This window comes from Xanthovirga aplysinae (assembly GCF_009711365.1).
In the GTDB taxonomy this organism is placed as follows: Bacteria; Bacteroidota; Bacteroidia; order Cytophagales; family Cyclobacteriaceae; genus Xanthovirga; species Xanthovirga aplysinae.
This window is the reverse complement of the sequence record NZ_SMMB01001215.1, coordinates 1-12047: the sequence shown is the minus strand read 5'-3', so window position 1 is coordinate 12047 and position 12047 is coordinate 1. Positions and strand designations below refer to the sequence as shown.

Below are 12047 nucleotides of genomic sequence, written 5' to 3'. Positions count from 1 at the left end.
ACCGCACTTATCCTTTATATAAGATCCTTAATCTCCCTACTTATTATAAAACAAATTAACTCCATTTTTAAGACAACCACTTTACCACTGTATTCTCAAAGCAGCTTGTCCACCTAACCACAGTCGAAAATCTGTATCCCTGTAGGTGAATTCACGCAAGGTATATGGCGCTAGTTGTGAAAGGCTTTCCCCTGTTTCTGGATCCCTCCACCTGGATATTTGCAGATTTAAATTCGGCCCTATAGCCAAAGTAAAAGTTCGATTGATCCGAATCCCCAAACTTAGATTAAATCGGTACATGGTATTCATATCAGGAAACCATTCCTCTTCCTCCAAAATTTGGTAGGCAATAAGGTCCTGGTTTAAAGAAAGGGTACGATTGAGTTGTTGCCTTAATCCTAACCCATAGCCAATTGCCCAGCGTTCTACTTGTTTCTCAGAATGATTGGCAAGGGTTATAATATTATAGAAACCTCGACTTCCACCTGTTTTAAATGTTAGATTTGAAAGAAATAAGGGAGAGGACGAAAATTCCAAAAGATGATAACCATTATTACTATAACTAAACAATCCGACCATGGGGCCTCCAACAGAATCTGCGAAGTTAAAAGCCCCAATTTGCGCACCTTTTATTTTTCGTCCAATGTTTAAAAAGCCACTAATTTGGGCACCAGCATACTCCCCTCCACTAACATTTATCAAACCCGAAATCTGGGCTTGCTCAATTTTATTCCCAAAGTTAAAGAAGCCCGCAACTTGAGAGCCTCCCACATTTCCCGAAGAAAAATTGCTCAACAGAGAAAGTTGCAATCCTTTCACATTTCCACTTGCAATATTATTTATTCCGGCAATTTGAGCTCCACCCACGTCTCCGCTTGCAACATTACTTCCAAAAGAAAGTTGTACTCCTCCTATTTCCCCCCTGGAAACATTGCTAAAACCCGATACCTGTGCTCCACCCACGTCTCCACTTGAAACATTACTAAAGGCAGATACTTGAGCTTTTTCCACATCTTTTTGAGCATAATTAGAAAAACCTGCAAATTGAATTCCGTTTACCTTACCGAGGGCGACATTACTAAAACCTGCGATTTGATATTTTTCTACATCATCTTTACTCACATTAGAAAAGCCCGCTACTTGAATTCCGTCCACCTTTTCAAGACTCACATTACTAAAGCCTGCCAACTGTGTTCCTTTCATTTCCCCCTTCAGAAAGTTGCTAAATCCGGCCACTTGTATTCCAGTTAAGGTACTGGTGATAGAGTTGCTAAATCCAGCAATTTGCACCCCATTAACTTCTCCTCTGTTGTGATTTGAAAAACCGGCAATTTGCAACCCTTTACTACTTCCTCCAACAATATTTCCAAAACCGGCAATTTGGGTACCGACTAAATTTTGCCGGACAATATTTAAAACTCCTCCTACTTCTAAGCCGGAGGCACCTCCAGAATATCCTGCAATCAAATTTAGGGAAATACGGTTATCTGCCAGACCTCCAGAATTTAAGTTCGTTCCTACCCCAGGTACCAGAGAAAGTTGAATAAAACGTTTTTCTAAAACAGACCGGTTTCGAGCTTGTTTAAATTGGTCATCCGGCACAAAAAACTGTACAATGGGAATATTTTCGACTGGAGCTAGCTGACTTTTTTCCTGGACCACTTGTTTTTCCAAATTCTCCACTGTCTCAATTTTTCGCCGCAAAAATATATCTATGGGTTTATCAGATGGTTTTATTACTATTATGGTATCCTGAAAGTTCTCTTTACTAAAGCCTAATCCCAGATATTCTTCCTGTTCACTTACTTTTAATTCAAACCTTCCCCTACTGTTAGAAAGAGCAGCATTCATTTTTCCTACCTGATAAATGGAGGCTTCATCCAACCCCAAACCGCTACGTGCATCATAAATGTGACCTGTCACGATATAGTAGCTTTTATTTTCTCCTGTGCTATATTTGGAAGACTGAGGAGGCACCTTTTTTTGTTTCCTTTTAAGTAATATTAAGTGATCACCACTTATTCTGGTAATGATTCCTTTTGGAAGAATCTCCCTTAAAAGTTTTTTCACCTTGGTGTCAACCACTTTAAAAGAAACCAAGCTATCTACAGGAATAATATCAACATTGTAAGAGAATTGGAAATTGGCATTTTTTCCAATCAATAAAAGTGCCTTTTCCAAAGGCTGCTGTTGAACAGTCAGGCTGACTTTTCTTTCGGTCAATCGTTTTTGGGCTTTTAGCGGGGTCCCATTAAAAAGTAGGCTAACGAAAATAGAGAAAAGTACATAGGAGATAAAAGTTCTACTTGACATTTAAAATTTGAAATTTCGGAATTACACTATTAAAAAAACCATGTTTTTTTAGTATCCTTAAAAAGGAATTTATTACATCAAAATTTTTAGGGTTAGTTCATTTTGTAAAATTTGAACATCATCTATAATACCTTGAGTTTAAAAAATCTTTTTTTATAGATTATAGACTAATCACACCCTCTTCCCGAAAGAGTTATTTTTTCATTTTCCACCATTACTTCCAACTCAAAAGTAGCTGCAATTACATTTAAAATTTCTCCTATAGGTTCATTTTTAAAGGTAGCGGTTAAACGACAATCCAGGATGTTTTTATTTTCGGTACTGATTTCGGTGTCAAAAAGATCATTTAATGTTTGGATAACCTGAAAAAGTTCGGTCCTGTTAAAAACCAAGGTGCGATTATGCCAAAACAACTCCTTAGGATCTAATTCTAGAGTTTTTTCAACCTTTTGTTTTTTCTGGTTTAAAATTCCCTTTTCACCTGCTATAAGTTCCGTTTTTTGATCTTTTTTAATCTGACTACTCAGACGTACTTTTCCATTCTCCACCACTACACTTACTTCTTCTTCCTCTGGGATGGCCCGGACATTAAAGCTAGTACCCAACACCCTTACTTCCGCATCTCCTGCATCAATAACAAAAGGTTTTGATCCGTCATGAGCCACATCAAAATAGGCCTCACCACTTAATACTACTTTTCGATCATTTTTAGCAAAGTTTGAAAGATAACTTAACTCACTATATTGGTTTAAGCGAATTATTGATCCATCCGGAAGTGTATCCTGTAAAATATTTTCCTGAGTACTTATAGCCACCAAGGTAGGGGCAGTAGGATTTTGGTTTGATGTAAATTTATATATTAATCCTAATCCCACAGCTAAAACCAATACAGAAGCTATTTTCCACCAATTTTTCCAAAGAACTCTGTCCTTACTTTCAAGAGAAGGAGTAAGTTTATAGGTTTTTGCGTCTTTTTTTTCCGAATGGATGCGGGCATGAAGCTTGTTCCAAGCTTTATCTACATCAAATTGAGTCTTTTTATTGTCAAATGGCTCACTTTTTAACCAAATTCGTTTCAGATGCCAAAATTCCTTTTGATTTTCCTCTGAAACCTCCAACCATCGTTCCACCAATGCACATTCTTCGGCATTGGCCTCACCGAGCAAGTATTTGGTCAGCAGGTCATAGGCAATATGGTTTTCAGAGTTTTGTTTCATTTGGCTTCTTTTATAAGACAACTAAATCTTACTTTACCCTTACCCCTTTTTAAACAAATTTAAAAGGACTTCTAGGAGAAGCACCCAAACAGGTAAAAATTCGGCTAATTGCTCCCGCATAAAGCGAAGAGCCTTACCCATTTGTGCCTCTACGGTTTTAACAGATATATTTAAGTGTTGTGCAATTTCTTTGTATTTAAGTCCCTCATTTCGACTCATTTTAAAGATTTTCCGACGTTCTTCCGGAAGTTCTTCTATGGCTTGAATAATAAGTCCTGACAATTCATTTTCCTCTACCGATAAACTAACTTGTTTTTCAGCAACATTTATTCGATGCTGATTATAGTTCTTGTAATCCTCCTTTACCTTTTCATGCTTAATAAGATTCAAACAACTGTTACGTACAGAACGAAAAAGATAGGCTTTTAGGGAAGAATTAATTGTAAGCTCCTCTCGTTTTTGCCAAATTTGGTAAAAAAGCTCCTGTACCACTTCTTCAGCCGCATCCGCATCCTCTAAATAACGCATAGCATGCATGCACAAAGGTTCATAGTGGTTTCGAAAAATAGATTCAAATACCTCCTCATTTCCTTTTTGGATAGCCGCTATGATTTCGTTCTCTGTCAACCCTGGTTATCTTTTACAGAAGCTCACTTATTAATCTTTTGAAAAGAGTCCAATACAAAATAGTACTCCCTTTTTTATTTTTAGTAAGAGTGTAGCTTAAACTACTCTATTCTAACACCTTACATCTCCAATCTTATTTATAATTAAAATTGGTGGAAAGAAAGAATATAAAAGTAATTACAAAAAATATAAACATATTATATAAAGCTCGATTTTTTTGTGGTTTTGGAAAAATTTGAAGTTTAAAAGTGGAATGTATTTTGTGAATAGGTAAAGAAAAATAATTCAATTAAAAAACATTCATTTTCAACTTAGTGATAAAGCAAAACTAAGCTGGCTTTCTATCTTGTTTTCACATGATAATTTGTATCTTAAGGGGTCTAGACCTATTAAAAAGAGAGGGTAAAATATGCTAAAAATTGTACTTCACTTTTATAAAGACCTTCAAAAATTTAATTTGCCCTTTTCCCTTTTTGTGGGTTTTCTTGGTGTGATGGCTTCAAATGAAACAAGCATTATTGACAACTATTTTACAGCCTTTTCCCTGTCACTTTTAAGTGGAGGTTTTGCCTTATCATTGTTTTTTTATGAATTAAGATTTAAAGAAAACTACTATTTCTATTTAAATCGGGGATTATCTCGTTTTGAACTTTATATCTCCGTATTTGGATTAAATGGTCTGTTAGTTTTATTTCTGTTAGGAATTAAGAATCTGGCCTTATGATCAAACATGAATTAGAAGTAGATAGCGTAATACTCAATTTCGGAGAGCGTCAGATTTTAAATGATGTTTACTTGAAATGCTCTACTAACGAAATTATCGGACTTTTGGGAAGAAACGGCTGTGGAAAATCCTCCTTACTAAAAATCATATTTGGCACTCAATTTACTTACGACAAAAACATCCGTATCGATAAAAAACCCTATGATCGACCTTGTTTAAAGGGAAATTTAGTGGCTTACCTGCCACAGCATGAATTTTTACCTCAGAGTACATCCATTAAGAAAATAATAGAAATGTTTATCAGGAATAGGCAAAAAAGAATAAACCTGATCGAAGATGAAGTGATCCATAAACACCTTGATAAAAAGGTTTATGAACTTTCGGGTGGAGAACTCAAATACCTTGAAGTATTATTGCTTTTTAGTCTAGACGTTAAATTTGTTTTACTGGATGAACCCTTCTCTGGACTTTCTCCTTTACATAAAGATAAAATAAAGGCTCTTCTAAATGCTAACAAACATGAAAAGGGAGTAATCATTACCGATCATGATTACAGAAATATTTTGGAAGTAAGTGATCGTATATTTTTAATAAATGATGGGGCATGCAAACCCATACAAAACCCTCAAGAGCTTGAAATTTTGTATGTGCCAGAAGGCACTTTTTCCAAATAAAATCTTTCCTTGGATATCCACCATTTATCCTTTATACCTTGTTATCGTTACCCTCCCTTATTCACTCTTATGATCTTAGTCTTACTCTTTATAGTTGCTTGTTTCCTCGCTTTCAGTAATGGTGCCAATGACAATTTCAAAAGTGTCGCCACTCTGTTTGGAAGCAAGACAATCCATTACAGGGGAGCAATAAATTGGTCTACTATTACGACTTTCACGGGCTCTATTGCTGCGATTTTCTTTGCAGAAACCTTAGTTCATAACTTTTCAGGAAAAGGGCTAATTCCAAACGAGTTGATTCAAGCCCCGGAATTTTCTGTATCCATAGCATTAGGGGCAGGAACTACAGTTTTTTTGGCTTCACGAGTAGGCATGCCTGTTTCAACCACCCACTCCCTGGTTGGGGCTTTACTGGGCAGTGGGATTATTGTTGTAGGAAGTTCATTCAATTTTAGCAAGCTAGTAAGCACATTTTTGATACCCTTAATTATCAGCCCTTTGATGGCAGCTACTCTTAGCCTTCTCACTTATCTTTTTTTTAGAAAGATTCGCCTGGCCTTAGGAGTTACAAAAAAAATCTGTGTTCTGGCTGGGGGTAAATACCAACCTTTAGCCGAATTTGAACCAAAAAAGAATTTGCCTTCTATTGATGCCACTCATAAAAAAACAATAAAGACGGCAGAGGAGCCTGATTCTGTACAAGTTTATCAAGGCCAATTTATCGGCATTAGTTTCCAAAAACTGATAAATTATGGTCATTTTCTTAGCGCCGGTGTTGTCAGTTTCGCCAGAGGACTAAATGATACGCCCAAAATTGTAGGATTATTGCTCGTCATTCAATCTCTTGAAATAAAATGGGGAATGCTGGCCATTGCCGTAGCCATTGCAATTGGAGGTTTAGTACATTCCAAAAAAGTGGGGGAAGTAGTGGCAAATAAAATCACACCCATGAATAATGGTCAGGGCTTTACAGCCAATTTAATTACTGGTCTTTTAGTAACTACAGCAAATGTTCATGGAATGCCTGTTTCCACAACTCACATTTCTGTAGGCTCAATTTTTGGAATCGGTACAGTTTCTAAAAAGGCGAATGTAAAAATGATCAAAAATATTCTTTGGTCTTGGTTTCTTACATTGCCATCGGCAGCCATTTTTAGTGCCATATTTTATGGAATTCTACAACAATTATCATAACCCTCTATATATCATTTGAGACTATATTCATTAATAAAGAAAAGGGACCTCTATCACAGAAGTTCTTTTCTTCTTTCTTCTTTTTGCCAAAACTAATTTAAAAACACTAGCCATCACCTCTCTAATCCCACTTCTGGAGGACTTAACATACGATCTTACCATATTTCCGGTTAAATTATAAGAAGGCAAACTTTCCCTTTTGAATAAGAGAAAGTAGTATTTTATGCCCATGTACCTGTTAAATCGGTGCACAATTATTAATTTTGTTTCTTAACAGACTGAAAAAGACTTTTAAGTAGCGAAGAAAAGCTTTTCCTATGATAGATAAACTTGAAGCAATAAAGGCCAGATTTGAGGAAGTAAGCCAGTTGATTGTACAACCGGATGCCATGTCCGACATGAAAAAATACTCTCAACTTAGTAAGGAATATAAGGACCTGGACAAAATAGTTAAAAAATACGATCAGTATAAATCTGTAGTAGATCAACTACAAGATGCAAAGAATATCCTGGAAAGGGAAAAAGACCCAGAATACAGGGAAATGGCCAAAATGGAACTTGATGAACTCAGCCCACAAAAAGAACAGTTGGAAGAAGAAATCAAACAAATGCTTGTTCCTAAGGACCCTAATGACGGAAAAGACGTAATTCTAGAGATAAGAAGTGGTACAGGTGGAGATGAAGCAGCTATTTTTGCTGGTGATTTATTCAGAATGTATAAGCGATACTGTGAAAAACAAAATTGGAAACTAAATGTACTAGACCTCACAGAAGGCACATCCGGGGGATATAAAGAAATCATCAGCACAGTATCTGGCGAAGATGTTTTTGGGAATTTGAAATACGAATCGGGTGTACACCGAGTACAACGGGTACCGGCCACTGAAACTCAGGGCCGTGTGCATACTTCTGCAGCTACAGTGGCTGTTTTACCTGAAATGGACGATGTAGAAGTAGAAATTGACATGAACGATGTTCGAAAAGACACCTTCTGTTCTTCGGGACCTGGTGGTCAGTCGGTAAATACCACTTACTCAGCCATTCGTCTTACGCACATCCCTTCGGGATTAGTAGTTTCCTGTCAGGATGAAAAATCACAGATAAAAAACTTCGAAAAAGCGTTGAAGGTACTGCGTTCACGTTTGTATGAAATTGAATTGCAAAAGCACAATGAAGAAGTAGGTGCTCAAAGGCGCTCTATGGTAGGAGGGGGTGACCGTTCCGAAAAGATTAGAACATACAATTATCCTCAAGGTCGGGTAACAGACCACCGTATTTCTTATTCGGTTCACAATTTGCCTACTGTTATGGATGGAGAAATTGGTGAATTTATTGACCAATTAAAGCTGGCCGAAAACGCGGAACGATTGAAGGAAGGTTCTATGTAATTTTAATGAGTTGCTAGTAATTATATTAACTAAATAGAGACGCAAAATTACGCGTCTCTAAATTTTTTCTCTAGGCTGAAGATATTGTACTTTTTTCTAAAATAATTTCCCCATAGATTATAATTAATTTCTCCCCCAAAGAGGTTTTGTTTTCCACTTTTGGAACTTTTATATTTAGCTTTCAATCCAAAAGCATGATAAAAAACTTACCGTTCCTAATCTTGGGTTTAGGCCTTTTTATAAGTAACTGGTCTTGCCGACCTCGTTCGGAGGTGATCATCACCGACAATGCTCTTCCTCTCACTTTTTCAAAAGATACCGTACAATTTGATACTCTTTTTTCCTCTGTGGGAAGCGTAAATAAAAGACTTACGGTTTTTAATCCAAATAAAAATGCGGTAAGGATAGAGGAAATCAGCCTCGGCCTCGGTGGAAACTCTCCCTACAACCTTTTCATCAATGGAAAGGATAGTTACTCCGTAGAAGGGGAAGTCCTTAATGGAGGAGATAGTTTAAAAATTTTGGTGGAAATAACCATTGATCCAAAAGATCAGGACCTTCCTTTTTTGGTGAAAGATTCCATTAATTTTAGAACTGAAAATAATCAACAAGATGTAAAATTAATCAGTTGGGGACAAGACGCCCATTTTTACAAAGAAGGAGAACATATTGAAGAAAACACACAATGGACAGCAAATAGACCCTATGTCATCGTGGATTCTTTAGTGGTAAAGTCAGGAAAAACCTTAACCATTGAAAAGGGGAGTCGGATCTACTTTAATTACAATGCCGGACTTTTTATCCAGGGCTCCCTTGAAGTATTGGGAAGCCTTGAAGAACCTGTTCTTTTCAGAAATGAACGTCTTGATCAGGATTATGATACGGCCGGACAATGGAAAGGAATTAGCTTCCTTGGTAACAGTGATCAGAACATCATTGATTATGCCATTATTAGAAATGGGGATGTTGGAATATATCTTTATAACCTGATAGAAAGCCAACAAATGGGCTTGACCTTATCCAACACTATCATTGAAAACATGAACTCGGCAGGGATTTATGCTATCAATTCTGATATTTATGCCTACAATACTCTAATTAATCATTGTAACTTATTTACGGCTGCCCATTTTGGAGGTGGTAACTATCGGTACGAGCATTGCACACTGGAAGGTTTCGGCAGCAGAGCCGAAGCATTATTATTTTATGATGTTTGGGAACTTCAGGAAGAAGATATAGTCATTGAAAATAACCTAGAACTAAACCTGGTAAATAATATAATATGGGGAAATTTCAACTCCAATGAACTGCTTATCCACCGCAATGATGATAACCCTGAAAATGATAACATTTCCAATAATTTAATTAGAAGTAATCTGGAACAATTTAATAAGGACGGTAACTTGCTAAATACTTTAGAAACAAATTTCCCAAAATTTGTCAATTCGGAAGCTTACGATTATCATTTGGATAATAAATCTCCTGCAATAGGAATGGGAATTCCTTTAACCATCAATGATGATTTGGCTGGGAACTCACGGGAAGAATCTATTGATTTGGGGGTATATCAATTTGTAGAAAAGGAAGAAGAATAAAAGCCTTAAAGAGCCACTGACTTAATGTTTTTTTCTACAGAAGCACCTATGGGTCAATAGCCCGTGAAATTTACAATTACAAAAAATATAAGTTAGGAGAAAAATAATCACTACGGTTAATTCCTATTTCCAAAGTTAAACATATCCATGAAAACCTTTCAAAAACAAATTACCCTACCTTCCTTTAAAAGAGGCTTTCATCTCATTACTCCAATTATTGAAAGAGAGTTTCCCGAGATAGCTGAAGTTTCTGCGGGATTACTTCAGGTTTTCATAAAACATACTTCGGCCAGCCTTACCATCAACGAAAATGCTGATCCTACCGTTAGAAGCGATTTTGAGAGCCACTTTAATCAAATGGTTCCTGAAAATGCTCCTTATTACCAGCATACCTATGAAGGACCGGATGATATGCCTGCTCATATCAAATCTTCTTTATTGGGAAGTTCCGTCATGATTCCAGTTACCAATGGCCGCATAAACCTGGGGACCTGGCAAGGAATTTACCTTTGTGAGCACCGAAATAGGGGAGGAGCCAGAAAGATTGTTTTAACTCTAATGGGGGAAAGGCATATTTAATTAAGAATCAAGAGTTTGGAATAAGTGTTAAATAAATTGAAAGTTATAAATTACATCTTTTTCATTTAAGAAAAGGAAAAACAAGAAAAAATACCCAGCTCCTAATTCCTAATTTTTAAATCATTCTTGTTTCTCCAATACCAAAGTACTCATCAAACGAACATTATCCACATTCACTGTTTTCATCGGTTCTAAAAACCGAAGGGGGAAATCCCCCATAATTTCATGAAGAAGCTGTTCAGTTAATAAAAAACGTACACTTTCATCTGGAAGTCGAAACTTTCCCTCGCCTTTATCTTCCAATTCAAAAGGAGGGTGTATGGCTGAAGCCATACGAATGAATATACTTCCTTTAGGTTTTAACACACGCATCAACTCTCCAAACATACGGAGAAAATGAATTCTATTATTGGCAAAATGTAAAACCGCATTACTGATCACCGCATCAAAAGCATGGTCCAAATAAGGCAAATTTTCTACTTTAGAGGTAATAAAACGCTCTTTTTCATTTTTCCGGCTTATGGTACGGGCCAAATATTGTAGCATCAATACGGCTGAAGGATTTTGATCAATTCCATAAACTTCATAGCCATTTTTTAAAAACCAAATCAGATTCCGACCTTCCCCACATCCAGCATCTAAAATCTTCATTTCAGGCAAATACCTTCCTTTCAAAATTTGATCCAGTAAATACAGATCTATGTTTCCTAACTCATTATTTAATTCTTTAAAATTCATAGGTCAATCTGTTTTTTGGTTAAATTCAAACCTCTTTTTTCAAACTCTTCAAAGCTTTCGTAAAATGCCCTTTTTCCTGCATTTATCATTTCACCAGCTCTATGAAAATCAAAGGTTCCGCATGCCTCTTTTGAAACTTTCACAATCAAATCCGGTTGATGTACTTCCAAAAGCAAGCGGGAAAGTTTACCTTGCATAACATCAAAGGAATGATTTACCAAATCAAAATAACCAGGTTTTTTGATCTCCTTCCCTGTTGAAGAACTTTCTGAATCATTCCACCTACTTTTCCAACGATCCCAAAGCAATTGACGTTGACTATTGTATTCACTGTTATTTTCCATTTTTGAAACAAAAGGCTTCTCATAAGGCACATTAGCATTCAGATCTACCACCACCAAAAGGTCGTTTGGACTTCTTTTCACATGCTCTATTGGGATAGGATTAATGATTCCTCCATCTACCAAATCAGTTCCCAAATAAGAAAAAGGAGTTAAAATCGTAGGAATTCCAATAGAGGCACGTATGGCTTTGAACAAACTGCCTTTTTCAATTACTACTTCCTTATGATGATGAATATCCGCAGCTACTGCTGTAAAGGGAATAGGCAAGTCTTCTATACGATAATCCCCAATTATTTCTTTCAATTCCCGAAGGACTTTTTCTCCACGAATAAACCCTTGCCAGCTCAGGGTAAAATCAATACGTTTTATGAATTCTAATCTATCCAATTGCAAAATCCACTCCTTATAGAGGTCCAATTTCCCTGTTGCGAAAAAGCCTCCAACAGCTGCACCCATCGAACTTCCCGCTACCGAACCAATCTCAAAACCCTTTTCCTCAAGAGCCTCAATTACCCCAATATGGGCAGTCCCCCGAGCACCTCCACTTGATAAGACCAATGCAACTTTTTTATTCATAAAAATCCTTTTACTTACTTTAGTTGTATTAAAATTTATTTATTTTATACTATTAAAATTGAAGGGAAAATTATTGTG

Annotated in this window: 11 protein-coding genes; 6 read left to right on the top strand and 5 right to left on the bottom strand. The window is 36.5% G+C overall.

Annotation, left to right across the window (positions count from 1 at the left end; translation table 11 throughout):
* Positions 1 to 81: 81 nt before the first annotated feature.
* The 3 genes from E1171_RS17325 to E1171_RS17315 form a co-directional block, all read right to left on the bottom strand.
* Entirely contained in the window at positions 82 to 2313 is a 2232-nt protein-coding gene (locus E1171_RS17325) for a peptidase associated/transthyretin-like domain-containing protein (protein ID WP_155207315.1), read from the bottom strand.
* A gap of 167 nt (positions 2314 to 2480) precedes the next feature.
* Positions 2481 to 3530, bottom strand: coding sequence for a FecR family protein (locus E1171_RS17320; protein ID WP_155207314.1), 1050 nt, complete (start codon positions 3528 to 3530; stop codon positions 2481 to 2483).
* Between the two features lie 39 nt (positions 3531 to 3569).
* Entirely contained in the window at positions 3570 to 4157 is a 588-nt protein-coding gene (locus E1171_RS17315; RefSeq protein ID WP_155207313.1) for an RNA polymerase sigma-70 factor, read from the bottom strand.
* Positions 4158 to 4566: 409 nt separating this feature from the next.
* Here E1171_RS17315 and E1171_RS17310 point away from each other — a divergent pair, with 409 nt between their 5' ends.
* From E1171_RS17310 to E1171_RS17285, 6 genes are all read left to right on the top strand, one after another.
* Positions 4567 to 4881 (top strand): hypothetical protein, encoded by a 315-nt coding sequence (locus E1171_RS17310; protein WP_155207312.1) that lies wholly within the window; start codon positions 4567 to 4569, stop codon positions 4879 to 4881.
* Entirely contained in the window at positions 4878 to 5555 is a 678-nt protein-coding gene (locus tag E1171_RS17305; protein WP_155207311.1) for an ATP-binding cassette domain-containing protein, read from the top strand. The genes E1171_RS17310 and E1171_RS17305 overlap by 4 nt, the downstream gene beginning before the upstream one ends.
* 69 nt (positions 5556 to 5624) lie before the next feature.
* Entirely contained in the window at positions 5625 to 6749 is a 1125-nt protein-coding gene (locus E1171_RS17300; RefSeq protein WP_155207310.1) for an inorganic phosphate transporter, read from the top strand.
* A 317-nt stretch (positions 6750 to 7066) separates the two neighbouring features.
* Positions 7067 to 8137 (top strand): peptide chain release factor 1, encoded by a 1071-nt coding sequence (prfA, locus tag E1171_RS17295; RefSeq protein ID WP_155207309.1) that lies wholly within the window; start codon positions 7067 to 7069, stop codon positions 8135 to 8137.
* Between the two features lie 194 nt (positions 8138 to 8331).
* Entirely contained in the window at positions 8332 to 9732 is a 1401-nt protein-coding gene (locus E1171_RS17290) for a right-handed parallel beta-helix repeat-containing protein (protein ID WP_155207308.1), read from the top strand.
* Positions 9733 to 9879: 147 nt separating this feature from the next.
* Positions 9880 to 10311, top strand: a complete 432-nt coding sequence (locus E1171_RS17285; protein WP_155207307.1) for a secondary thiamine-phosphate synthase enzyme YjbQ — start codon at positions 9880 to 9882, stop codon at positions 10309 to 10311.
* A 120-nt stretch (positions 10312 to 10431) separates the two neighbouring features.
* Here E1171_RS17285 and E1171_RS17280 read toward each other — a convergent pair whose 3' ends face one another.
* The gene (locus tag E1171_RS17280; RefSeq protein ID WP_155207306.1) at positions 10432 to 11049 is read right to left on the bottom strand and encodes a class I SAM-dependent methyltransferase; all 618 of its coding nucleotides are present in this window, start codon (positions 11047 to 11049) and stop codon (positions 10432 to 10434) included.
* The gene (locus tag E1171_RS17275) at positions 11046 to 11969 is read right to left on the bottom strand and encodes a patatin-like phospholipase family protein (protein WP_155207305.1); all 924 of its coding nucleotides are present in this window, start codon (positions 11967 to 11969) and stop codon (positions 11046 to 11048) included. The genes E1171_RS17280 and E1171_RS17275 overlap by 4 nt, the downstream gene beginning before the upstream one ends.
* Positions 11970 to 12047 lie beyond the last annotated feature (78 nt).

Excerpts from the sequence above, each read along its gene's own strand:
- prfA (WP_155207309.1), top strand. The coding sequence starts at position 7,067 with ATGATAGATAAACTTGAAGCAATAAAGGCCAGATTTGAGGAAGTAAGC.
- E1171_RS17285 (WP_155207307.1), top strand. The coding sequence starts at position 9,880 with ATGAAAACCTTTCAAAAACAAATTACCCTACCTTCCTTTAAAAGAGGC.
- E1171_RS17305 (WP_155207311.1), top strand. The coding sequence starts at position 4,878 with ATGATCAAACATGAATTAGAAGTAGATAGCGTAATACTCAATTTCGGA.
- E1171_RS17320 (WP_155207314.1), bottom strand. The coding sequence starts at position 3,530 with ATGAAACAAAACTCTGAAAACCATATTGCCTATGACCTGCTGACCAAA.
- E1171_RS17275 (WP_155207305.1), bottom strand. The coding sequence starts at position 11,969 with ATGAATAAAAAAGTTGCATTGGTCTTATCAAGTGGAGGTGCTCGGGGG.
- E1171_RS17325 (WP_155207315.1), bottom strand. The coding sequence starts at position 2,313 with ATGTCAAGTAGAACTTTTATCTCCTATGTACTTTTCTCTATTTTCGTT.
- E1171_RS17280 (WP_155207306.1), bottom strand. The coding sequence starts at position 11,049 with ATGAATTTTAAAGAATTAAATAATGAGTTAGGAAACATAGATCTGTAT.
- E1171_RS17300 (WP_155207310.1), top strand. The coding sequence starts at position 5,625 with ATGATCTTAGTCTTACTCTTTATAGTTGCTTGTTTCCTCGCTTTCAGT.
- E1171_RS17310 (WP_155207312.1), top strand. The coding sequence starts at position 4,567 with ATGCTAAAAATTGTACTTCACTTTTATAAAGACCTTCAAAAATTTAAT.
- E1171_RS17290 (WP_155207308.1), top strand. The coding sequence starts at position 8,332 with ATGATAAAAAACTTACCGTTCCTAATCTTGGGTTTAGGCCTTTTTATA.